The sequence below is a fragment of the Sphingopyxis italica genome, from assembly GCF_011926545.1.
Lineage (GTDB): Bacteria > Pseudomonadota > Alphaproteobacteria > Sphingomonadales > Sphingomonadaceae > Sphingopyxis > Sphingopyxis italica.
On sequence record NZ_JAATIT010000004.1, the window covers coordinates 467,204 to 490,104 of the forward strand.

General features: G+C 64.9%; 26 protein-coding genes and 1 tRNA gene. 16 read left to right on the forward strand and 11 right to left on the reverse strand.

The features are described from left to right. Positions 1-69 precede the first annotated feature (69 nt). The 3 genes from GGR90_RS16635 (at position 70) to GGR90_RS16645 (ending at position 1,785) form a co-directional block, all read left to right on the forward strand. Entirely contained in the window at positions 70-828 is a 759-nt protein-coding gene (locus GGR90_RS16635) for a sterol desaturase family protein (RefSeq protein WP_167922494.1), read from the forward strand. Then, positions 788-1,183 (forward strand): DUF2141 domain-containing protein, encoded by a 396-nt coding sequence (locus tag GGR90_RS16640; protein WP_209023813.1) that lies wholly within the window; start codon positions 788-790, stop codon positions 1,181-1,183. The genes GGR90_RS16635 and GGR90_RS16640 overlap by 41 nt, the downstream gene beginning before the upstream one ends. 158 nt (positions 1,184-1,341) lie before the next feature. After that, the gene (locus GGR90_RS16645) at positions 1,342-1,785 is read left to right on the forward strand and encodes a hypothetical protein (protein WP_167922496.1); all 444 of its coding nucleotides are present in this window, start codon (positions 1,342-1,344) and stop codon (positions 1,783-1,785) included. Positions 1,786-1,836: 51 nt separating this feature from the next. Here GGR90_RS16645 and GGR90_RS16650 read toward each other — a convergent pair whose 3' ends face one another. After that, entirely contained in the window at positions 1,837-3,369 is a 1,533-nt protein-coding gene (locus GGR90_RS16650; protein ID WP_167922497.1) for a class I adenylate-forming enzyme family protein, read from the reverse strand. A gap of 87 nt (positions 3,370-3,456) precedes the next feature. Between GGR90_RS16650 and GGR90_RS19555 the strand changes: the two genes are divergently transcribed. From GGR90_RS19555 to GGR90_RS16670, 4 genes are all read left to right on the forward strand, one after another. Continuing rightward, positions 3,457-4,170, forward strand: a complete 714-nt coding sequence (locus tag GGR90_RS19555; protein ID WP_245198741.1) for a response regulator transcription factor — start codon at positions 3,457-3,459, stop codon at positions 4,168-4,170. A 96-nt stretch (positions 4,171-4,266) separates the two neighbouring features. After that, entirely contained in the window at positions 4,267-5,799 is a 1,533-nt protein-coding gene (locus GGR90_RS16660; RefSeq protein WP_167922498.1) for an acyl-CoA synthetase, read from the forward strand. Between the two features lie 2 nt (positions 5,800-5,801). Then, on the forward strand, positions 5,802-6,410 hold the full coding sequence (locus GGR90_RS16665; RefSeq protein ID WP_167922499.1) for a 2-hydroxychromene-2-carboxylate isomerase: 609 nt from the start codon (positions 5,802-5,804) through the stop codon (positions 6,408-6,410). A 13-nt stretch (positions 6,411-6,423) separates the two neighbouring features. Next, positions 6,424-7,227: a crotonase/enoyl-CoA hydratase family protein gene (locus GGR90_RS16670; RefSeq protein ID WP_167922500.1), complete on the forward strand. Its 804-nt coding sequence runs from the start codon at positions 6,424-6,426 to the stop codon at positions 7,225-7,227. A gap of 109 nt (positions 7,228-7,336) precedes the next feature. On the opposite strand, the gene GGR90_RS16675 is transcribed toward GGR90_RS16670, so the two are convergent. Genes GGR90_RS16675 through GGR90_RS16700 form a run of 6 tightly spaced genes read right to left on the reverse strand, consistent with a single transcriptional unit; the run spans position 7,337 to position 11,098 of the window. Further along, entirely contained in the window at positions 7,337-8,026 is a 690-nt protein-coding gene (locus tag GGR90_RS16675; protein ID WP_167922501.1) for an ATP12 family protein, read from the reverse strand. Further along, entirely contained in the window at positions 8,023-8,259 is a 237-nt protein-coding gene (locus GGR90_RS16680; protein ID WP_167922502.1) for a hypothetical protein, read from the reverse strand. The genes GGR90_RS16675 and GGR90_RS16680 overlap by 4 nt, the downstream gene beginning before the upstream one ends. 9 nt (positions 8,260-8,268) lie before the next feature. Then, complete coding sequence (locus GGR90_RS16685; protein ID WP_342449958.1) at positions 8,269-8,877, reverse strand: FMN-binding negative transcriptional regulator; 609 nt, start codon at positions 8,875-8,877, stop codon at positions 8,269-8,271. After that, positions 8,877-10,100: an RluA family pseudouridine synthase gene (locus GGR90_RS16690; protein WP_167922503.1), complete on the reverse strand. Its 1,224-nt coding sequence runs from the start codon at positions 10,098-10,100 to the stop codon at positions 8,877-8,879. Before GGR90_RS16690 ends, GGR90_RS16685 begins: the two co-directional genes overlap by 1 nt. Beyond that, a complete protein-coding gene (gene crcB / locus GGR90_RS16695) occupies positions 10,097-10,477 on the reverse strand; it encodes a fluoride efflux transporter CrcB (RefSeq protein ID WP_167922504.1) in 381 nt (126 codons plus the stop codon). Before crcB ends, GGR90_RS16690 begins: the two co-directional genes overlap by 4 nt. Positions 10,478-10,522: 45 nt before the next feature. After that, entirely contained in the window at positions 10,523-11,098 is a 576-nt protein-coding gene (locus GGR90_RS16700; protein WP_167922505.1) for a thermonuclease family protein, read from the reverse strand. 191 nt (positions 11,099-11,289) lie between these two features. On the opposite strand from GGR90_RS16700, the gene GGR90_RS16705 reads away from it, so the two are divergent. The 6 genes from GGR90_RS16705 (at position 11,290) to GGR90_RS16730 (ending at position 16,174) form a co-directional block, all read left to right on the forward strand. After that, entirely contained in the window at positions 11,290-12,357 is a 1,068-nt protein-coding gene (locus tag GGR90_RS16705) for a MarR family winged helix-turn-helix transcriptional regulator (protein ID WP_245198743.1), read from the forward strand. A gap of 38 nt (positions 12,358-12,395) precedes the next feature. Further along, positions 12,396-12,908 (forward strand): hypothetical protein, encoded by a 513-nt coding sequence (locus GGR90_RS16710; RefSeq protein ID WP_209023814.1) that lies wholly within the window; start codon positions 12,396-12,398, stop codon positions 12,906-12,908. 72 nt (positions 12,909-12,980) lie between these two features. After that, the gene (locus GGR90_RS16715) at positions 12,981-13,952 is read left to right on the forward strand and encodes a magnesium and cobalt transport protein CorA (RefSeq protein ID WP_167922506.1); all 972 of its coding nucleotides are present in this window, start codon (positions 12,981-12,983) and stop codon (positions 13,950-13,952) included. 77 nt (positions 13,953-14,029) lie between these two features. Then, positions 14,030-14,105: transfer RNA gene (locus tag GGR90_RS16720), tRNA-Val, on the forward strand. 62 nt (positions 14,106-14,167) lie between these two features. Further along, positions 14,168-14,665: a GFA family protein gene (locus GGR90_RS16725; protein WP_167922507.1), complete on the forward strand. Its 498-nt coding sequence runs from the start codon at positions 14,168-14,170 to the stop codon at positions 14,663-14,665. A gap of 51 nt (positions 14,666-14,716) precedes the next feature. Then, complete coding sequence (locus GGR90_RS16730) at positions 14,717-16,174, forward strand: amidohydrolase family protein (protein ID WP_167922508.1); 1,458 nt, start codon at positions 14,717-14,719, stop codon at positions 16,172-16,174. Here GGR90_RS16730 and GGR90_RS16735 read toward each other — a convergent pair. Together GGR90_RS16735 and acnA are read right to left on the reverse strand one after the other, a co-directional pair. Continuing rightward, entirely contained in the window at positions 16,171-16,446 is a 276-nt protein-coding gene (locus GGR90_RS16735; RefSeq protein ID WP_167922509.1) for a CBU_0592 family membrane protein, read from the reverse strand. The two genes, GGR90_RS16730 and GGR90_RS16735, sit on opposite strands and share 4 nt — an antisense overlap. Before the next feature lie 73 nt (positions 16,447-16,519). Continuing rightward, positions 16,520-19,195 carry an aconitate hydratase AcnA gene (gene acnA / locus GGR90_RS16740; protein ID WP_167922510.1) on the reverse strand — a complete coding sequence of 892 codons (2,676 nt, stop codon included), beginning with the start codon at positions 19,193-19,195 and terminating at the stop codon, positions 16,520-16,522. A gap of 325 nt (positions 19,196-19,520) precedes the next feature. Between acnA and GGR90_RS16745 the strand changes: the two genes are divergently transcribed. The 3 genes from GGR90_RS16745 (at position 19,521) to GGR90_RS16755 (ending at position 21,451) form a co-directional block, all read left to right on the forward strand. After that, entirely contained in the window at positions 19,521-19,769 is a 249-nt protein-coding gene (locus GGR90_RS16745; RefSeq protein ID WP_167922511.1) for a type II toxin-antitoxin system RelE family toxin, read from the forward strand. A gap of 12 nt (positions 19,770-19,781) precedes the next feature. Next, entirely contained in the window at positions 19,782-20,123 is a 342-nt protein-coding gene (locus GGR90_RS16750; RefSeq protein WP_167922512.1) for a helix-turn-helix transcriptional regulator, read from the forward strand. 677 nt (positions 20,124-20,800) lie between these two features. Beyond that, the gene (locus GGR90_RS16755; RefSeq protein ID WP_167922513.1) at positions 20,801-21,451 is read left to right on the forward strand and encodes a hypothetical protein; all 651 of its coding nucleotides are present in this window, start codon (positions 20,801-20,803) and stop codon (positions 21,449-21,451) included. Here the strand turns inward: GGR90_RS16755 and GGR90_RS16760 are convergent. Then, a complete protein-coding gene (locus GGR90_RS16760) occupies positions 21,441-21,605 on the reverse strand; it encodes a Flp family type IVb pilin (RefSeq protein WP_167922514.1) in 165 nt (54 codons plus the stop codon). The genes GGR90_RS16755 and GGR90_RS16760 overlap by 11 nt on opposite strands. Positions 21,606-21,712: 107 nt before the next feature. Further along, positions 21,713-22,891, reverse strand: a complete 1,179-nt coding sequence (locus tag GGR90_RS19710) for a diguanylate cyclase domain-containing protein (protein ID WP_167922515.1) — start codon at positions 22,889-22,891, stop codon at positions 21,713-21,715. Positions 22,892-22,901 lie beyond the last annotated feature (10 nt).

The window sequence follows — 22,901 nt, forward strand, 5'->3', positions numbered from 1 at the left end:
CGCCTTAGCCACCCGAGCGCGCGGGCGCAAAGCCATTGCAACGCGGCGGCGAGCGACTAGCCTTGCGTGATGACCGGCTGGGCGATCCTTCTTTCCGCACTCGCTATGACCGCGATCGTCGGGGTGCGCTATCTGGTCACCAGCGGCGCCTTCGCCTTCGCGACGAAGTGGAAGCACCCCGGGCTGTATCGCGGGCTCGAACCGCAGATGAAGCGCGAGATCGGCTGGAGCCTCGCGAGCGCCGCCATTTACGGGGTTCCGGCGGGCATCGTCGCCTGGGGCTGGCAGGCGCATGGCTGGACGCGCATCTATACCGACGTCCACGCCTATCCGCTCTGGTATCTGCCCGTCAGCCTGCTCGCCTATCTCCTGCTCCACGACAGCTGGTTCTATTGGACGCACCGCTGGATGCACCGCCCGGTGCTGTTCCGCGCCGCGCATGCGGTCCACCACGCGAGCCGCCCGCCGACCGCTTGGGCGGCGATGAGCTTCCACCCGCTGGAGGCGGTCACCGGCGCCATCGTCATTCCGGCGCTCGTCTTCGTCATCCCGATCCATGTCGCGATGCTCGGCCTCGTGCTCGCGATCATGACGGTGATGGGGGTCGGCAATCATATGGGGTGGGAGATGTTTCCGCGCGCGCTTGTTCATGGACCGGCAGGGCGATGGCTGATAACCGCGACGCATCATCAGGCGCATCATGCGGCTTATCGGGGGAATTATGGTCTCTATTTCCGCTTTTGGGACAAGGCGTGCGGCACGGATATCGGGCTTGGCACTTTTGCCGATGTTGCTGACCGCCGCAGCCCCGCCGCCGCCGACCGTTGAGGTCAGCGTCACCGGGCTGCGCAGCGAGAAGGGGCAGGTCCTCGTCTGCCTGACCACGAACCGCAAGGCCTTTCCCGATTGCAGCAAGGACGCGAACTCGGTGCGCATGGCGGTGAAGGCGGCCGACGCGGAAAATTTTGCCGTCCACGCGCCCGCCGCCGGAACCTATGCAATCGCGGTCGTGCATGACGAGAATAGCAACAACAAGCTCGACACGGCGATCTTCCTGCCGAAAGAGGGCTTCGGCTTTTCGCGCAATCCGACGATCACCGTGGGGCCGCCCAGCTTCAAATCTGCCAGCTTCGCGGTCGCGGGCGACATGCACCAGTCGATCAGAATGAAATATATGCTGTAGGGTTACGCGGCGGCTTTGGGGTGGAGAGTTGCCGTTGACGGGGTTTGGGGGCGAGGTAGAATATACCAGTGAGAGGAAGAAATGCCCTAGTCATCGTTGCATGCTCTACGCTTGTGATTTTTTGGCCGTGGTTAGGAAACCCTTTTAACTACTTGCACTTGAAAGATAGCATCCGCACATCGATACCATTTTCTCTCCTTCTTGGTGAGCCTTGCGCTACTTACAAAGACGGAGCGACGATCTACGACACGAGCCCGAGCTGTTATCGTTTCGGCCCACCAAAACGCTTCAAAGGCGTTTGGCTTTACGAGTTTGAGGGGTCCACATTTTTGGAGGGCGCTACCTCCGTACCGACAAGTCGCCCTGCATACCAAGATACTGCATGGCTAAATTACGATCCCGAGTCCATCAATCCCGGATTGGATTTCAATGGTTATGACACGGCGCGTGATTGCTATCCGATTCATGCCTTTGAAATTGAGTTTATCGGCCAGCGCAGTCCCGAAGGGCACGGGCACATGGGAATCTTCGGGTCCGAGATTTGGGTGCAAAAGATGCTTTCAGCCAAGTCTCTATCACCTCCGGAGTGCAATAAATATTAGGTCCGGTGATTGTCCGCAACCGGTCGCCTTCAGACCATCCCCATCCGCAATTCACCCCGCATAAGCATCCCGCAAGTCGCGCTTCAGCACCTTGCCGATCGGGCTGCGCGGCAATTCCGCGACTTGCCGGATCGCACTCAGCCGCTGCGTCTTGCCGACCTTGGCGTTGCAATCGGCACGCACGCTTTCGGCGTCCGCCTCCTCCTTCAGCACGACGAACGCCACCGGCGTCTCGCCCCATTCCTCGCTCGGCATCCCGACGACCGCCGCCTCGACGACGCGATCGTCGGCGATCAATATCGCCTCGAGATCGCTCGGGAAGATATTGAAGCCGCCCGAAATGATCATGTCCTTCGCGCGGTCCATCAGCGTCAGGAAACCGTCCTCGTCGATCCGTCCGATGTCGCCGTGGCGATAGAAGAGATTTCCTTCGGCGTCGTGCCAGTGCATCGCCTTGGTCGCATCGGGACGGTTGTTGTACCCGGTCATCATCGCGGGGCTGCGGCCGACGACTTCGCCGACCGATCCTTGCGGCAGCTCGTTGCCCTCTTCGTCGATCACCTTCGCGATATGGCCGGGCGCGGGCTTGCCGACAGTGTGCAGCTTGTCCGGGAACTGATGCGCCTCGAGGATAAACGCCGCGCCGCCTTCGGTCATGCCGTAAATCTCGACCAGCCCGCCGGGCCAGCGTTGCAGAACATCGGCCTTGAGCGCGGCGGGGAAGGGCGCCGAGGTGCAATATTTGACGACGAAGCTGGAGAGGTCGAAGTCGCCGAAATCATCGAGCGCCATGATCCGGCGGTACTGCACCGGCACCAGCATCGTGTTCGTCGCGCGTTCCCGTTCGGCAAGTTCGAGGAAGCCGCGCGCGTCGAATTTCTTCATCAGCACCACCTGTCCGCCCGATCCGACCGTCGGCATGAAGCTTGCCATCGTCGTATTCGAATAGAGCGGGGTCGACAGGATCGTCACCGCGGCAGGACCATAAGCGGGGGCGCCGCGGATGATATGCTGCCAGCGCATCGCATGGCTGTGGACGATGCCCTTGGGCGTGCCGGTGGTGCCCGACGAATAGATGATATTAAACCCGTCCTCGGGCAAAATTTCGACCGGCGCCGGCTTCGCGCCAGCCAAAGACAGCCAGGCGTCCAGCGGCGTCCCGGTGTCGCTGCCGTCCATCGCGATCAAGTCGCTCGCGGTGATGACATGTCCTTCGAGGCTCGCCTTCGCCGCGCTGTCGAGGAACAGGTGGCGTGCGCCGGTGTCGGCGATCATCGCCGCCATCTGCTCGCCGGTCGCGCTGTTGGTGACGAGCCCCGCGACCCCGCCCGCGCGCAACGTGCCGAGGATCACCGCCATCTGCTCGACGCTGTTGAGGCCCGCGATCGCGGTGCGCTCTCCCTTCGCGAATCCGTCCTGTTGCAGCCGCGCGGCGATTCGGTCGGTCAATTGATCCAGTTCGGACCAGCTCAGCCGCCGCAGCGGATCGGCAGCCGCTACGGCATCGGGACGTTCCGCGGCATGGACACGGACAAGGTCGGGCAGGGTGGCGAAGTCGCCGTCAAGCATTTCGATACTGGTCATGCCCAAGGGTTAGCACAGCCGAAAGGCGGTGCAATGCCGGTGGGGCGGCGGCGCGACAGGATGTTGCGGTGGAGACGGGGGTCGGGGATGGCATCATCGGGTATGGAAGAGGGTGGCGACAGGAAGTTGCTCGTCGCCATCTATCATCCGCTGGCGGCACGCGCCGATGCCCTGAAGGCCGCTTTCGACTCCGCCGGCCTCGCGGTGCAGCTCCTGCCGCAACATATCGACGGACTCCGGGCATGGGTCGACAGCTGTTTCGACCTGCTTCTCGTCAATCCGTTTCTGGGTTGGCAGGAACCGTTCGAGTTCGTCCGGCTGGCGCGATCGATCGCCGGACGGCGGCCGCTGCTGGTCGTATCGGACCGCGATTCGCTGGGCGACCGGATGGCGGCGCTTTCCGCGGGTGCCGACGACGCGGTGGGATGGACGAACAATCTTCCTGAGCTGCTCGCACGGATCGCCGGCCTGCTGCGGCGCAGCCGCATCGCGGCGGGGCAGCTGGGCGAAGGCGAACTGCGCATCGACCTGATCGACCGGCGCGTCGAGCGCGCGGGGCGGCTCATCCGCCTGCCACTGCGCGAATTCGACCTGCTCGCCAACCTCGCGCGCGTCCCCGACCGACCGGTGTCGCGCGATGCGTTGCTGCGCGCTGTGTGGCGGATCGACTTCGATCCGGGCACCAACCGGGTCGAGGTCCATATGTCGCGGTTGCGCGCCAAGGTCGATCGCGGCTTCGACTGGCCGATGCTGCACACGGTGAAAGGGCGGGGCTATGCGCTGCGCTCGCGGCCCGATTGACGACCCTGTCACGAGCCCCAGCTTGCTTGACCAAAAGTTTCAGGTTGCTACTCATCTTCGACATAAAGAAATCAGCGATTCCGGAGATGATGCCCGATGCACCCTTCAGTCCATGCCCGCGCCAATCCCGATAAAGCCGCGATTACCGTCGCGGAGACGGGCGAGGCGATCAGCTATGGCGAACTCGACGCGGCCTCGAACCGCGCCGCGCAGCTCTTCCGGTCGCACGGATTGGGGCATGAGGATGTCGTCGCTTTCATGCTCGACAATACACCGCATTATTACGGGCTGACCTGGGGCGCGCAGCGCGCGGGGCTGCGCTACGTGTGCATCTCGTCGCGGCTGACGCAGGACGAGACCGACTATATCCTCGAAAATTCGGGCGCGCAGATCCTCGTCGTTTCGGCGAGCCTCGCGGGCGCGGCGCAGCAGCTGACGACCGGGATCAAGCGGTTCGCGATGGGCGGCGATATTCCGGGCTACGCAAGCTGGGAGGATGCCGTCGCGGCGATGCCCGCGACGCCCGTTGCCGACGAGCGCGCCGGGGTCGACATGCTCTATTCGTCGGGCACCACCGGGCGTCCGAAGGGCGTGCGCGTGCCGCTGCCCGAGGATCCGGCGATCGACGCGGTCAACAGCCTCGTCATGCTCGCCTCGGCGGTGTTCCAGATCAATTCGGACAGCGTCTATCTCTCGCCCGCGCCGCTCTATCACGCCGCGCCCTTGCGCTGGTCGATGACGATCCACCGCCTCGGCGGTACCGTCGTCCTGATGAAGAAATTCGATCCCGAAGCGGCGCTGTCGCACATCGAGACTTACCGCGTGAATTCGAGCCAGTGGGTGCCGACGCATTTTGTGCGGATGCTCAAGCTGCCCGACGACGCCCGCACCCGCTACGACACCTCGTCCTTGAAGGTCGCGATCCACGCCGCGGCGCCGTGCCCCGTGCCCGTCAAGCAGGCGATGATCGACTGGTGGGGGCCGGTGCTCTTCGAATATTATGCCGGCTCCGAAGGCAATGGCATGACCTTCATCTCCAGCCCCGACTGGCTGACGCACCAGGGCAGCGTCGGCCGCCCGATCCTCGGCACCGTGCATATCATGGGCGAAGACAACGAGACCGAACTCGGCCCGAACGAGGAAGGCACCATTTTCTTCGAAAGCGAAAATATCTTCGAATATCATGGAGATAATGAAAAAACCGCCTCCAGTCGCAATGCCAAGGGCTGGTCAACTCTGGGCGATGTGGGCAAACTTGACGACGACGGCTTCCTCTACCTCACCGACCGCAAGAGCTTCATGATCATCTCGGGCGGCGTGAACATCTATCCGCAGGAAATCGAGAACCATCTCGTCACCCACCCCAAAGTCGCCGATGTGGCGGTCGTCGGCGGCCCGCACGACGAAATGGGCGAGGAAGTGATCGCGGTGATCCAGCCCGCCAACATGGCCGATGCGACCGACGCGCTGCGCGACGAATTGATCGCCTATGCGCGCGAGAAATTGTCAGGCGTGAAGATCCCGCGCCGTATCGACTTCCTCGAAGCGCTGCCGCGCCACGACACGGGCAAGCTCTACAAGCGGCTGCTGCGCGACCAATATTGGGAGAAGGCAAAGGCGGAGGCCTGAGCATGACGGCGCGCGTCGAATTTTTCTTCGATCTCTCCTCGCCCTGGACCTGTCTCGCGTTTCATAACCTGCCGGGCGTTCTGGAACGTACGGGCGCGACGGCGGTGTACCGCCCGATCCTCGTCGGCGCGGTGTTCAACGCGGTGAACCCCGCCGTCTATGCCGCGCGCGAACAGGTCGACAACCGGAGGCTCCAGCATAGCTGGAAGATACTGAAGGACTGGGCGCGGCTCGCGGATGTGCCGATGAATTTCCCGTCGCAATGGCATCCGGCCAAAAGCATCGCCGCGATGCGCTTCTGCTGCGCGCTCGAGGAGGATCAGGCGGCGCTCATCCGCTTTGCACGCGGCGCCTTCGCGAGCTATTTCGACCGGCAGGAAAATCTCGACGACCCCGCGGTGCTGGCAGCGGTCGCCGATGGCGAGGGGCTGGGCGGCGTCGCGCTCGCCGCCGCGGCTGGCAGCGATACGGTCAAGGCGCGGCTGCGCGCGAATACCGATGAAGTGATCGCGCGCGGCGGCTATGGTTCGCCGACGATCTTTGTCGACAAGGACGACATGTATTTTGGCAACGACCAGCTCCCGCTCGTCGAAGCCGCGCTGAAACGATGAAAAGGACTTTACCGTGAAAGACCGTATCTCGATCACGATGCTCGAGGGAGGCATCGCCGACGTCCGGCTGATCCGCGCGGACAAGATGAACGCGCTCGACACCGCGATGTGGGAGGCGCTGGCCGAGGCGGTCGACCAGTTGAAGGCGACGGCCGGGCTGCGGGTTGTCGTCCTGTCGGGCGAAGGCCGCGCCTTCTGCGCCGGGCTCGATCTTTCGAGCCTCGCGGGCGATCGCGATCCGGGCGCGAGCAGCGCGGGCGGTGGCCTGTCGGGCCGGACGCGCGGGATAGCGAACAACGCGCAATATGCGGCGTGGGGCTGGCGTGAGCTGCCGGTGCCGGTGATCGCCGCCGTTCATGGCGTCGCCTTCGGCGCGGGCAGCCAGATCATGGCGGCCGCCGACATCCGCATCGTTCACCCCGACACGCGGATCGCGATCATGGAAATGCGCTGGGGCCTCGTCCCCGATGTCGCTGGCATGGCGCTGTGGCGCACGCAGGTCGCCGACGATGTCCTGCGCGAGCTCATTTATACCAACCGCGAATTCAACGGGTCCGAGGCGAAACTGCTCGGCTTCGCGACGCATGTATCGGACGATCCGCTGGCGCGGGCGATGGAGCTTGCCGAAGTGATCGCCGACAAGAATCCTCACGCGATCCGCGGTGCGAAGCGGCTGTGCAACATGCTCGGTCATGCGAGCGATGCCGAAATATTGCAGGCCGAAAGCGACGAGCAAGTGAAGGTTATCCGGACCCCGAACCAGATGGAAGCGGTGATGGCAGGGATGCAGAAGCGAAAGCCGAATTTTACCGACTAGAGCCCGAGTTCCGATATCCCGTTCGTGTCGAGCGAAGTCGAGACACCCATCGAGATCGCGCCAGGCTGAGGGGCATCTCGACTTCGCTCGATGCGAGCGGGCTTCTGGATTAGAGAAAATTTAGAAACCGTGCCGCATTGTCCCAGTCGCGTTTGTGAATGGCGCGCGCCTTTTGCGCCTCGCCGTCGGCGCCCCAGCGGCGCTCCTGATAGAGTTCGTCGAGACTGACCGAGTTCCAAAGAATATCGGCTTCGAATGCGTCCTCGATCAACGCGAGGCCGGCGACGAGCGAGCCGCCGATCGTCACCAGCGGCGTCAGCGCGGCGAGGCGCCAATGATCCTGCGCCAGCACTGCATCGCGCAGTGCCGCGACCGTCGCCGCGGGTTGGTCGACCGGCAGCACACCTTGCGTCAGCGTGAATTCGACGCCGTAGTGCGCCTCGGCCCAAGCGAGCAGGGGGTTCCACGCCGCCGCCTGTTCGGCCTGGAGCGCCGCGTCGCGCGCGTCGCGGTAACAGAAGAGGTCGCTTTGCGCATAAGCCGCGACCGGCGCGGCAAAGGCGGCAGGGTCCGGCGCCGCAAGATCGATCGCGGCGTTGGCGAGCCCCGTCATCGGCATCGCCGCGGGATCGATCGTCTCGCCAGCCTCGCGCCATTCGGCAGCGACGGCTTCGGCAAGCATGGCGTTCGCGACCGCCAGCGGCGCGCGCTGCGGCGTGCGCACCGGCCGCCCGTCGAGCGCGATGCCCCAGCCGCCGTCTTCGGCGACGACGGCAACCTCTTTCCAGAAGTGCTTCACCGCTCTTTGGGTGAACGCCAGCGGCGCGCGAGCAGCAGCGGCATTACCGCGAAATCGAACGCGCCGACCAGCACGATCGCGACGCCGATCCAGCGGTCGGTCGGCTGGCCCGCGAGCGAAAAACCGCCGCCCATCAGGATGAAGCCGATCGCCACAAAGGCGGCGCCCATAAGGCGCATGATCGAGAGGACAAAGAAGCGTTTCTTGGCAAGAGCATCGTCGGCTTGGGTCATGCGTCCTCCCTATCGCCGCCAAGGTGTCGCATCAACTGCGCGAGCGCGCCATGGCCGCTCGCCTCGACCCCCCGCGATCACACGCTCGCGCTCGTCGGCGGACTTGTTCTGCGACAGCTTGATCGTCGGACGCCACGCGGCGATCCGCATCTCGAAGCCGACAATGGCGCCGGTCATCTTGCTGAAGAGTGCGGGGTTCATCTTGGCTCGCGTCCATGGCGGATGGGCGCCGATGCGAGCCTCATGCGCTGCGGACAAAGTGTCGAGCTGCGCTACCAGTTCGGCGCCATCGAGCTTGCGCGCCACGCCTTCCATCTCGATCGCCACATAATTCCACGTCGGCACCTGATCGGCATCGGTGTACCAGCTCGCGCTGACATAGGCGTCGGGGCCCTGCACGACGGCGAGCGCGCTCGCGCCGCTCAGGTGGCGGGTGAGCGCATTGCCGCGCGCGAGGTGGAATTGCAGCGTGGCCCGGTCGTCGCTCAACACCACTGGCGCATGCGCGACGCGTGGCCCGTCGGGCGTGCTCGCAAAGATCGCGGCAAAGCCGATCTCGCGCACGAGCAATTCGGCGAGATCGTCCTGCCGCGGGCGGAAGGCGGAATTGGGGTGCATCAGCTTGCTTTGGGTGGGCGCGCCGCATGTTTCTTCGCGCTCGGCTTCTTGCCGGCAAGCTTCTTGGGCGCGGGTTTGCCGGGTTTCGCCTTGGCTTTCGGCTTTGGCTTGCCGACGAAATCGGTGGGCTTGCCCTCGGCCGTACGCCCGCGCCGTTCGCCGCGCCGTGCCTTGCGGATCTGCTTGCTGTGCGCTTTCGCTTGCGCCTTCAGCGCCGATTTGGGCGGCGGACCTTTTTCGCCCGCCTCGATCCCGATATCGCCGAGCAGCAGGTCGAAGCCCAGATCGTCGAGGCTCGCGGCGAAATGATCGGGCAGTTCGGCGCTGATATCGATTGCGCCGCCGTCGGGATGATCGATACGTAGCCGGCGGCTGTGGAGGTGCATCTTGCGGCTGATCGTGCCGGTCAGGAACGCGCCCTTGCCGCCATATTTTCCGTCGCCGACGATCGGGTGGCCGATCGCCGCCATATGGACGCGCAGCTGATGGGTGCGCCCCGTCAGCGGCTGCAGTTCGACCCACGCCGCGCTGTTCCCCGCGCGCTCGATCACGCGGTAGCGCGTCTTCGATGCGAGGCCGCTGTCGTGGACGTGCATTTTCTCGCCGCCCGAACCGGGCTGCTTGGCGAGCGGCAGGTCGATCTCGCCCTGCTGGATGTCGGGCACGCCGACAATCAGCGCCCAATAGGTCTTTTTCGCGCTGCGGTTCGAAAAGCTCTTGGCGAAATAGGCTGCGGCGCGCGGGGTGCGCGCGATCAGCAGCGCGCCCGACGTATCCTTGTCGAGCCGGTGGACGAGCTTCGGCCGCGTCGGTCCGTCGAATTTCAGCGCATCGAGCAGGCCGTCGACGTGCTGCTCGGTCTTCGTGCCGCCTTGCGTCGCGAGTCCCGGAAGCTTGTTGAGTATGATCGCGCTCGCATCGCGGTGGATCATCATCCCCGTCGCCAGTTCGACATCGGCGTCGGTCAGCGGCCGCCCCTTGCGCGCCGGCCGCGCCACGGTCTCGACCGGCGGCGTGGGCATGACGAGTTTCTGTCCGGTCGCGATGCGATCCGACACATCGGCCTTTTTGCCGTCGAGCGTCAGCTGGCCCGAGCGCGCCCAGCGCGCGAGTAGTGCGTGCGGCGTCCCTTCGCGGTGACGCTTGAACCAGCGGTCGAGCCGGATGCCGTCATCCTCCTCGGCTATCGTTGCGCTGTCGAGCGGGGTTCTGGCGTCCGTCATGCCGGCACCTGCCGCATCAGGAACAGGCCGAGCCCGCAAGCGGCGATCGCGCCGGTCACCGACGCGAGGACATAGGCGGCCGCTTGCGCTTCATGGCCGCGTTCGAAAAGCATCCAGAATTCCATGCTGAAAGAGGAAAAGGTCGTGAAACCGCCGAGGATCCCGACGCCGATGAGCAACCGCGCGGTTTCGCCGCCATCGCTGCCGCGCGCAAGCGTGCCGACGAGCACGCCCATTAACAGGCTGCCGGCGATATTGATCGTCAGCGTCTCCCACGGGAAACCGGGGCCGAGCCGCGCGAGTATCGCCTGCCCGACGAGATGGCGCGCACCGGCGCCGATCGCGCCGCCGATCATGACGGGAAACAGGCTGTGCATGGTTTCGCCCTAGCCGGAAACGGCGGCAAGGCAAAGGCGGCATTGCTATGCGTCGGGCGGCATCAACGCTGTCGCGGGCCGCTCGTGGGTCGCCCGCCAGTCGGCGGGACGGATGAAGTCGCCCCGCCAGATGCTGCGGCGCTTCGCCTGGGCCTCGCCTTCTTCGGGCAGATAGGCGTCGCTCGTCGACACCGCCCAGCCCGACCGCACCATTTCGGCGCCGAGGTCGATGCCGTCGGGGAAGGGGGCGGTGCGACAGGCGGCGAGCGTGCGTCCATAATGGTCCTTCGCCGCGAGTTCGCAATGAAGCGGCCCGCGGCCGGCCAGCTTTTCGAGCGCCGTCCGCGCTTCGCGGCCGCACGGCCAGCGCGTGGCGGCGCTACCGCAATCCTGCCGATATTCGACCGCGTCGAGGCCGGTCAGACGAATGGTCAAGGTCGCCCCCTCCTGCCTTGCCGTCAGGCTGTCGCCGTCGATCACCTGCACCAGCGGCACGGTTGCGACCGGCGCGGGCAGCCATATCCATGCCGCAAACGCCAGCCCGCCAAGCAGAATGAGCGCCAGCAGCGACCGGAAACGCCGCCGCCACCGCAACCGCGTCAAAGAAAGGCCGGGCTTCATAAGGATCGACTGGCGCGCGCGCAGCGGTTTGGCAAGCGTGAATAATCGGTTGACGATGAGAACAAAGCATGTCCAAAATGGACCTAATCAGTTCCGCCGCGGCGGGCCGAATTGGACGCCGCCATCGGGCTTGAGTCCGGATTGGCGGCAAACAGGAACGAACAAAAGGGGAATGATGCCGAAATGACGGCATGATCACGCCAGGGTGGAGCGATGGCAAGGGGGACGGCATTATGATCGATCAGGATATCATTGATGGCGGGATGGGCGCATCGGCGGTCCATGCCCGCCCGCTTGCGGCGCTGCGAGGGCCGATCGCCAAGGGCAGCGCATCGCCGCTCCTGTTTATCGGGCCGCGCGACGACTGGTCCGACATGGCGTCCCTGGCGGATGTGCGTCTTGCCGGCATAGCGTCCCCATCCGGCGCGGCCGACACTATCCGGCGGATGCCGACGCTCGACATCGTCTGGCTCGCCGCGGCGGAGACGGTCGAAGCCGATATGCTTGCCGGGATATGCGCGGCGACCGAAGAGGGCGGCTGCAACCTGATCTGCGAAACCGCGCTGGAGGCGCTCGATCGCGTGGCCGCGGCCGTCCCCGCGTCGGTCAATGTCCAGTTCCTCGTCGATGCCGATCCGGCCGACCGGCTCGTCGCATTGGCAGCGGCCCGGCGCACGCGCGACTGGACCCTCAACGATGTCGCGCGCGGCGATGCGATGGAGCGGATCGACCGGTTGCAGGAAGAGGTCGCCCGCATCTCGCGCCTGTTGGGGGACCTGGCGGCACAAAGTGGCGGGCTTCCCGGCGCGCCGGCGGGTTTTGCGCCGCGCGGCGAGGAGTTTGCGGATTATCCGGGTCAGGTGCGCGCGCCGGCGCGGGACTATGCCGCGATGCCGCGCAGCTTCGTTCCCGAAGAACGAACGCTCGACCGGCAGCGTGCGAAAGCGGTGCGGCGGATGCTGCGTCAGCGGCGCATGCGTGAACAATATTTCCCCGCCGATCTGTTCGCCGATCCGGCGTGGGACATGTTACTCGACCTTTATGCCGCGCGGCTCGAACGCCAGCCGGTCTCCGTGTCGAGCCTGTGCATCGCGGCCGCGGTTCCCGCAACCACGGCGCTGCGCTGGATCAAGACGATGACCGACGCGGGTCTTTTCGTGCGCGAGGCCGATCCGCACGACGGCCGGCGCATCTTCATCGCGCTGGCCGAAGGCGCATGCGATGCGCTCGCACGCTATTTCGAGGCGCTCGAAGAATAAGCGTGGTCCGGCCGTCGCGAGCCCGCTAGCTTCGCGCGATGAAAGATGCCGTCGAAGTGGTCGTGAACGACCGGATGCAGCAGGGCTATCGCTATAGGCGAACCGCGCCGATGGGCGGGTGTTTCGATCCCGGTTTCGAGCCCGAACTGACGCCAGCCGAGATGCTGAACCTCGGCATATTCTGCGGCAAATATATGACCGACTGCACCGCCGAATTCCCGGCGAGCTGGTTCAGGCGCGCGAAGCTCGCGCCCGAACGCCCCGACTGTTCGCTGAACTATTTCGGGATTCGGGCCAGCGTGTCGCTCCGCGTCTGGATCGAGAAGGGCTGGATCCATCCCGACGATCCGCGGGGCTGGTTTCAATGGTATTGCCGCTATTATTCTGGGCGGCGGATGCCGGACGAGGATCGCCGCCAGATCGCGCGATGGCGGGCGTTCCGGCGCCACGCCGCGCAGATACGCAAGCATTGCGAGCCGGGCGATCCCTTTTGCCGGCCGAAGCAACGGCAAGCGCTGCTGCAATGGGCCTATGACAGCCGCGATATCTAGCGACGGGTTAAAGACATTTCGCTTCAGGCGGGCGCGCACTATGTAACCCCCACATCAAGGGAGTTTTCGCCGATGCCGATCATGGCCGCCCGCGTCTATCATGCCGGCAAGCTCGTCCGCGACCTCGGCCCGGACGAGGCGATTCCGGAGGATTGCGACCCCGGCGATTTTTTCTGGCTCGGCCTCTACGAGCCGACGCCGGCCGAGCTTGCCGGTATCGCCAGGCGGTTCGGCCTGCATCCGCTCGCGGTCGAGGATGCGCTGAAGGCGAACCAACTCCCCAAGGTTGAAACCTATGGCGACCAGCTGTTCGTCATCTCCCGCACCGCCAATCTCGACGGCGATACGATCCAGCCGGGGGAGACGGCCTTCTTCATCGGTCCGCATTTCTTCGTCAGCGTCCGCCACGGGTCGGCGCGGACGCACACCGACGTCCGGGCGCGGCTCGAAACCCTGCCGGCGAAACTCGCGCACGGCCCCGACTATGTTCTCTATGCGGTGCTTGATTTCATTGTCGACGGCTATTTCCCGGTGATCGATGCGATCGAGGAGCGGATGTTGGGGGTCGAGGACAGCGTGATGGACACGCCGCTCGACGCTTCGGAAATTCGCCACCTTTACAAGCAGCGGCACGAGATCATCCGTTTCCAGCGGCTGGTCGGGATGATGAAGGAGGTCGCCGGCCGTTTGACGACCGACGATGATCTGCCGAATATCGACGCCGCGGTGCGCCCCTTTTACCGCGACGTCTGGGACCATGTGCAGCGCGCCGAATATCGTCTCAACGGGCTGCGCGACATTGCCGCGTCGGTGATCGAAACCAACGGCATGCTCGAACAGCAGCGTCAGGGCGTGATCACGCGGCAGCTCGCCGCCTGGGCGGCGATCCTCGCCGTGCCGACCGCGATCGCCGGCATCTACGGCATGAATTTCGAGTTCATGCCCGAACTCGACTGGGCCTTTGGCTATCCGTTCGCGCTGGCCCTGATCTTTGGCGGTTCGGGGCTCGTCTTCTGGCGCTTCAAGCACATCGGCTGGCTTTGACCTCTCGCGACGCATCGCTTGCCAGGGGCGGAGGCTTGTGGCAGGGGCGCACATCCCGCTGATGGCGACATTATTGGGGGCGCTTAGCTCAGTTGGTAGAGCATCTCGTTTACACCGAGAGGGTCGGCGGTTCGAGCCCGTCAGCGCCCACCACGAACCTTCCTTTCGATCGCGCGTTGGCGCTAGCGACCCTTAATCGCGCGAAAGGACATTCCATGCCGACCAAACTCGATGGCTCTTGCCGCTGCGGCGCGGTTCGCTTTTCGGTGAAGAGCCACACGCCCGCTCCGTATCAGCTCTGTTATTGTTCGATCTGCCGCAAGCAGCAGGGCGGCGGTGGCTATGCGATCAACCTCGGCGCCGACGCGACGAGCCTGACGATCGATGGCGAGGAGCATCTGGGCCTCTATCGCGCGCGGATCGAGGATGACGAGCATCCGATATGCAAGCTGTCGAGTGGCGAACGGCGCTTCTGCCGTGAGTGCGGGTCGGCTCTATGGCTCTTGGATCCGGACTGGCCCGAACTCGTCCATCCCTTCGCAAGCGCGATCGATTCGGAGCTACCGACGCCGCCGTCACGCGTTCATCTGATGCTCAAATACAGGGCCGGCTGGGTCGAACCCGCCATCGGACCCGACGATGCGGCCTTCGACCTCTATTCTGAAAAATCGATCGAGGAATGGCACAAGGACGAAGGCGTCTGGGTTGCTTGATCTCGCCCCCGATCGGGCTAAGGGCAGCTATCCGGAAAAGAGGTTGCCGCCATGAAACAACTGTTATTCGCTCTCGCCCCGATTCTGCTCGCTTTCGCGCCGCCTGCGCTAGCCGCGCCGAAGCAGGGCGACGTGATCATCCGCCATGTCTCCATCGTCGATGTCGAAGCGGCGAAAACGATCGCAGAGCAAGCGGTGGTGCTGAAGGGCGAGGATATCGTGGCGGTCGGAAGCGATTCCGCGATCGCCAAAGACTGGCGGGCTGACCGGATAATCGAGGGCGAGGGGCGTTACCTCATCCCCGGCCTGTGGGACATGCACGTCCATTTCGGCGGCGGCCCCGAACTGATCGAAGAGAATAGGGCGCTGCTGCCGCTCTATGTCGCGAACGGCATCACGACGATCCGCGACGCGTCGGGCGACCTGCCCGATCAGGTGCTCGCATGGCGCGGCGAGATTGCCGGCGGAAAACTGTTCGGACCCCGGCTGTTGACCTCGGGCGCCAAGATCGAAGGGATCGCGCCGGTGTGGAAAGGCACGATCGAGGTCGGCAGCGAGGCCGATGTGGATGCCGCGCTCGACCGCTTGAAAAACCGGGACAAGGTCGATTTCGTCAAGATCACCGACAGCACGCTGAAACCCGAACTCTTCCTCTATGCGCTGCGGCGGGCGAAGGCGCTCGGCCTCAGGACGTCGGGGCACATCCCGATGGCCCTGACCGTCGATCAGGCGGTCGACGCGGGGATCAGTTCGATCGAGCATCTCGACTATGCCTATAATGCCGGCGCGAAGGACGAAGCCGCGATCGCCGCCGATTTCGCCGCAAAGCGCATCGACCGTGCCGAGGCGAACCGCCGGCTCGACGCGGGATTCGATCGCGATACCGCGATGGCGGCCTATCGCCGCTTCGCCGCAAAGGGCGTGTTCGTGACGCCGACGCTCAACGGCAGCCGCATCATCGCCTATCTTGACCGCGACGATCATTCGACGGACGAGCGTCTCGCCTATATCGGGCCGAAGCTGCGCAAGACCTATGACTGGCGGATCGAGCGCGCGGCGAAGGCCGATGCCGCGGCGATCGCGGCGCGACATAAGCAGATCGAGGATGTCGCCGCGATCCTGCCGATGCTCGCCGAAGCGGGGGTACCGATCATCGCGGGGACCGATGCGGGCTTTTTGAACAGCTTCAACTATCCCGGCTTCGGGCTGCACGACGAGATCGAGCTGTTCGTCGAAAAGGGCCTGACTCCGGCGCAGGCGCTCGCTTCGGCGACGCGTGCGGGTCCGGCATGGTTCGGCCAGCTCGATCGTTATGGCGCGATTCTGCCCGGCATGGCGGCCGACCTTGTGTTGCTGACCAAGAATCCGCTCGAGGACATCGCGGCGACGCGCGCGATCGATACCGTGGTGTTGCGCGGCGTGGTTCAGGACCGCGCCGCGCTCGACAAGATGCTCGCCGACACACGGGCGAAGGTCGCGGCGTGGAATGCCGAGACCGCGGCGCGTTAGGGGATAACGGCGCGTGCGGATTGCCGTGCGCGCCAGACGCTCCACAGCGTGAACAGCCCCATCGCCGCCCAGACGATGTTGAGCACGGCCGACGGGATTGCGCCGTTATAGCCCGAGTTGACGATGAAGCCGCCCGCACCGATCACATTCATCCACTGATAAAGATAGCTGCGTCCTTCGAGCTTGCCGAGCGACAGCAGGATATAGGCGGCGAGGATGATCGCCGCGGCGGTCCAGCCGACGACTTCGACGATGATGACTTCGGCGCCCATCGCGCTTCTTCTCCAAATGAAAACGCCCACCCCCATAGGGGGCGGGCGCTCATAGCATCAGCTGTTTGCCGCGTCAGGCGGCGAGTTTGCGCAGCACATAGTGCAGGATGCCGCCGTTCATATAATATTCGACCTCGTTCGCCGTATCGATGCGGCAGAGCGTGTCGAAGGCGAAGGTCGAGCCGTCGGCGCGGGTGACGTTCACCGTCACCGTCTGGCGCGGCCCCAGGTCCGCGACGCCGGTGATGGTGAACTGATCGTCGCCGGTGAGACCCAGCGTCTCGCGGCTCTGGCCTTCGAGGAACTGGAGCGGCAGCACGCCCATGCCGACGAGGTTCGAGCGGTGGATACGCTCGAAGCTTTCGACGATCACCGCGCGGACGCCCAGCAAATTGGTGCCCTTCGCCGCCCAGTCGCGCGACGAGCCGGTGCCATATTCCTTGCCGGCGATGACGACGAGCGGCGTGCCGTCGGCCTTGTGGCGCATCGCGGCGTCGTAGATCGGCATGACTTCGGTGCCATAGCGCGACATGCCGCCTTCGATGCCGGGGACCATTTCATTCTTGATGCGGATGTTGGCGAAGGTGCCGCGCATCATCACGTCGTGGTGGCCGCGGCGGGCGCCGTAGCTGTTGAAGTCGGCCTTGCTAACCTGATGTTCCATAAGCCATTTTCCGGCCGGCGAGTCCGCCTTGATCGAACCGGCGGGCGAAATATGGTCGGTCGTGATGCTGTCGCCGAGGATCGCGAGCGGCTTGGCGTTGACGATGTCCGACACCGGCGCCGGGGTCATCGACATGCCCTCGAAATAGGGCGGGTTGGCCACGTAAGTGGAGCCCGCGCGCCACTGATAGGTGTCCGAGCCCTCGACCTCGATCTTCTGCCAATGCTCGTCGCCCTTGTAGACGTGCGCGTAGCGTGCGACGAACATGTCGCGGTCGACCGCGCCGGCGATCGCGTCGGCGACTTCCTGATTGGTCGGCCAGATGTCGGCGAGGAACACGTCCTTGCCGTCTTGATCCTGCCCGATCGGGGTGGTGGTGAAATCCTCGGTCACCGTGCCCTTGAGCGCATAGGCGACGACGAGCGGCGGCGAGGCGAGATAATTGGCGCGCACGTCGGGCGACACGCGGCCTTCGAAGTTGCGGTTGCCCGACAGCACGGCGGCAGCGACGATATTGTTGCCGTTGATCGCCTCCGAAATCGGCGCCGCGAGCGGTCCCGAATTGCCGATGCAGGTGGTGCAGCCATAGCCGACGAGATTATAGCCGACCGCGTCGAGATGATCCTGCAGCCCCGCCTTGGCGAGATAGTCGGTGACCACCTGCGACCCCGGGGCGAGCGACGTCTTGACCCACGGCTTGGGCTTCATCCCGCGCTCGTTGGCCTTTTTGGCGACGAGCCCCGCGGCGACCATCACCCCGGGGTTCGAGGTGTTGGTGCAGCTGGTGATCGCGGCGATGACGACGTCGCCGTCGCCGATGTCGTGATCCTTGCCCGCGACCGCGACGCGCTCTGCCGCATCCTTGTTGTAGATTTTCTTGAGGTCGGCGTTGAATTCGTCGTCGACCGCGGTGAGGATCACCTTGTCCTGCGGCCGCTTCGGCCCGGCAAGGCTGGGCACCACGCTGCCCATATCGAGTTCGAGCGTGTCGGTGAATACCGGGTCGGGCATATCGGCCGACAGCCACAGGCCCTGCGCCTTGGCATAGGCTTCGACCAGCGCGATATTTTCGGCGCTGCGGCCGGTCAGGCGCATATAATCGAGCGTCTTGTCGTCGATGCCGAAGAAGCCGCAGGTCGCGCCATATTCGGGCGCCATATTGGCGAGCGTCGCGCGGTCGGCGAGGGTCAGCGAGGCGAGCCCGGGACCGTAATATTCGACGAAGCGCCCGACGACGCCCTTGGCGCGCAGCATCTGCGTCGCGGTGAGCACGAGGTCGGTCGCGGTGACGCCCTCCATCAGCTTGCCGGTGAGCTTGAAGCCGACGACTTCGGGGATGAGCATCGACACCGGCTGGCCCAGCATCGCGGCCTCGGCCTCGATCCCGCCGACGCCCCAGCCGAGCACGCCGAGCCCGTTGATCATCGTCGTGTGGCTGTCGGTGCCGACGCAGGTGTCGGGATAGGCGACGGTTTCACCCGACGCGTCTTCGCTGGACCACACCGCCTGCGCGATATGTTCGAGGTTGACCTGGTGGCAGATGCCGGTGCCCGGGGGCACAGCCTTGAAATTGTCGAGGCTCTTCGATCCCCATTTCAGGAAGTCGTAGCGTTCGCCGTTGCGATAATATTCGATCTCGACATTCTGTTCGAACGCCTTGGGATGACCGAATTCGTCGACCATGACCGAGTGGTCGATGACGAGGTGGACGGGGACCAGCGGGTTGATCTTGGTCGTGTCGCCGCCGAGCGTCGCGATCGCGTCGCGCATCGCGGCGAGGTCGACCACACAGGGAACGCCGGTGAAATCCTGGAGCAGCACGCGCGCCGGGCGATACTGGATCTCGCGGGTTCCCCGCGGGTCCTTCTGCCAGTCGACCAGCGCCTGCACGTCATCCTTCGACACGGTGAAGCCGCCATCCTCGAAACGCAGCAGGTTTTCGAGCAGCACCTTCATGCTGAACGGCAGCCGCGACACGTCGCCGAGCTGTGCCGCGGCCTTGTCGAGCGAATAATAGGCGTATTTTTTATCGCCGACGCTCAGCGTCGAACGGGTGGCCAGCGTGTCGTTGCCCGTGGTCGTCATAGGATTGCAGTCCCCATGTTGGCGCGGCGGGGAATGACTGTCCGGTGGCGAAGCGGGAGAGCGGGGCCAGCGGGAGTCGCACGCGCGGGTTTATGTTGGCGCCGCCTTACGCCGGGGGGTGGGAAATGCAAGGGGGTGGGGGATTTGGTTCGCGCGGAGACGCGGAGGCGCGGAGGCGGAGAAAGGGCGCGCGTCCCAAACTCGTCACCCCGGACTTGATCCGGGGTCCATGCGGCGCCGGCGGAATGGATCCCGGATCAAGTCCGGGATGACGATAAGAGGTGTAGTCCTTGACTACATTGTAGTTATAGACTACACATGTCCGATGAAGCCGATCAGCTACACGCGATCCGCGATCAAGGCGCTGCGGCGCATGCCCGCGACCACATCGGCGCGGATCGTCGGCAAGATCGAGGCCTATGCCGCCGATCCCGCGTCGCAGGCGAATAATGTGAAGGCGCTGAAGGGCCGCGATGCGATCCGCCTGCGCGTCGGCGACTGGCGCGTGATCATGGAGGATGGCGTCGTGCTGGCGGTGCTGGAAATCGGCCCGCGCGGCAGCGTCTATGAATGAAGGAATGATCCCATGAACAAGATGGTGACGATCCCCCGCGAAGAATATGACCGCCTCCGCGAAGCGGCCGAGGATCTGGCCGACCTGCGCGCCTATGACGGCACCAAGGCGGCGCTGGCGGCGGGCGAGGAGGAACTGGTGCCCGCCGAATACGCCAAGCGGCTGATCGCCGGCGAAAGCCCGCTGCGGGTGTGGCGCGAACTGCGCGGGCTGTCGCAGGTGGCGATGGGGAAGGTGTCGGGGGTCAACCGGGTGCAGATCGCCGATATCGAGGCCGGGCGCGGCAAGGGGTCGGTGGAGACGGTGCGGAAGCTGGCCGATGCGCTGGGGGTTCGGGTGGATGATTTGGTTTGAGGGTAGGCGCTAATTGGTGATTGTTGCACCTGTAACCGAAATTGCCGCCCACCCTAATTGCACCGTCATTGGATTTAAGACTAAAAAGCAGCAAGTAAGACGATTCCGCCGATCAAGGCGCAGTCCGGAGTTTCAAAGCGGTTCGAAAATCGTTCGACACATCGCTTCAAAATCTCGACCATTTTAGGAACTTCGCGTTCTCGTTTTTCGATAAAGCCCAATTCCAACTGGGAGTATAGGGCGACATAATCTTCTTCTTTTTGCGACCGTGGCCCTTAAGAACCGACCGTCCTTTGTCGACACGAAATGACCTGTCAGGTGATCGTGGGCTAGCCATATATATCATCAGACGATGTGAAGTGCTTTCGTCAAGTGCTCATGCGCATGTGCGGGGAGCGGGAGCAGCGTGAGGGAATTTTTCTTCTTTCCTAAATTATCCAAATAGGTTCTAAATGATCCTGATTCATTCCAAGTGATTCGGGAGATGAGCTATGATGCGTAACGTGGAGCGGGGTTCGCGGGGGAAATCGGCTGTTGTTTCGGGCGGCGGTGAGGCGCGGAACGGGCCCTCCCCCAACCCCTCCCGCAAGCGGGAGGGGAGTCAGAAGGCGCTGCGTAAGGGCGCCACCCACCCCCGGCCCCTCCCTGAAAGGGAGGGGGTGAAGGAAAATCCCTTCATGCCCGGGCTGCGCATTCGCGAGGATGGGTGGACGATGGTGCGGACGCGGCGGTTTCTGGCGGTGCTTGCGCAGTCGGGGTGCGTGACCGATGCGGCGCGCGTCGCGGGGATGAGCCGCAAGTCGGTGAACGACGCGCGGCGGCGCTTTGCCGCATTCGATCGCGCCTGTTCGACCGCGCTGGCGCGCGCGCAGCGCGGGCTTACGGCGATCGCCTATGAACGCGCGGTCGTGGGGCGCGAGATGGTGATCATTCGCGACGGCAAGGAGGTCGAGCGGCGGATCATGCCGTCGGACTCGATGCTTGGGCTGCTCATCAAGCGCGGCGAGCTGGGCGCGGGCGAAGGTGGCGGCGGCGGCGGGGCAGCGGGGACGCATTACCGGCGCTATGACGGCGATGCGGCGATCAGCGCCGAGGAGCATCTGGCAGGCTGGCGCTTCGACGGCGCGGGAATCAAATATTTCTATCCCGGAAGCGCGGTCGACAAGCTGGGCAGCAAGCTGGAGCGGATGCGCGCCCGGATGGTGGCCCAGGAGGCCGAGACCGGCGCGTGCATGCGCTGCGGCCAGTTCGCGAGGGGGGAAGCCGCCGGGCGGCTCGCCTCGCAGCGCGCCAGCGACGCGGCCCTGGCAGCCGCTTCTAGGTATTAAGCGCGTCGTTGATCGTCGTGAAGATGGTTTCGAGATTGAGGCCGAGCGTCTGGAAGGCGATGATGCACGCGAGCGCGATCAACGCGGCGATCAGGCCATATTCGATCGCGGTGGCGCCGCTTTGGTCCGCTAACAGTCCGGTTCCCCGCATCATCCGCTTGTCCCTTCGGTCTTGGTCCGGTGCCGCGATAAGACGGCGCGGGTGGGGAGCGGGTTGAGGAAGAGGCTTAACGCGCCGATAAGCCGGGGCTTGCCGCGCGATCAGCCGCCGTTGGCGCTGCGCACCGGCTTGGGGGCGAAGGCGCGGACGCGGTTGCGCCCCGTTCGCTTGGCTTCGTAGAGCGCCTGGTCGGCTTCGTGCATCAGCGCGGGCAGGCCGGTGCCGGGGGCGCCGATCGCGATGCCGAAGCTCGCGGTGGGGCAGAGGCTGGCCGGGATGCGGCCGGCGCAGGCGGCGGCGAGGCCGGTGCGGACCGCCTCGGCGAGCTGGCGCGCCGCCTCGATACCCGCGCCGGGGAGGAGCAGCGCGAACTCCTCGCCGCCGATGCGTCCCGCGACCATCTCGGCGGGGCCGATCAGCCGGACATGCGCGCCGAAGGCGGCGATGATCGCGTCGCCAACCGCGTGGCCGTGATTGTCGTTGACCGACTTGAACCGGTCGAGGTCGGCGATGATCAGCGCGACGGAGCGCCGTTCCTCGAGGCAGCGGCGGAGCGCGGTCGCGGCCTGGGTTTCGAACCCGCGGCGGTTGAGCAGGCCCGAGAGATTGTCGGCGTCGACCTCGCGGCGGAGCTCGGCGATCTGGTCGACCGCGACCGCGACCATCAGGCTGATCGCGGCGGCGATCGACACCATCGCCTGGCTGAACTGGACGGTGGTCCAATAGAGCGATTGCTGGAAGCCGACATAATCGTCGAAGCCGCCGTGGAGCGAGAGCAAGACGGCGGGGCGGACGATGAGGTTGAGCGCCGAGATCGCCGCGACCCAGAAGAGCACGCGGTCGATGAGGTGGCGCTTTTCGATCGGCCAGAGCGCGACGACGACCATGATCGCGATGATGCCGGCGCCGATGCTGATCGACAGGATGCGCGCGGCGATGCTGGGGCTGGCGAGGAGGAACCAGAGGAAGACCGCGATCGAGATCGCGACGGTCGCCGCCATCGTGCGCCACGGGACGGGGAGCGCATAGCGTTTGATGATCGCGGCGGCGAACAGCACGCCGGTGATGAGGAAGAGGAAATTGGCGGGAAGCCGCTGCAGCTCCATCGGGAGGACGGGGCCGACGTCCTGGATCAGGAAGGCGAGCGCGGTCGCGGTATAGGCGCCGGCGGCATAAGCCACGTACCGCTCGCGGCGGTTCAGCCACAGCAGGAAAAAAGCGACAGCGAACAGCAGGCCGATGCCCGGGTTGAGCAGCGAGATGAATAATTGTCCGTTCACACTAGCGCTT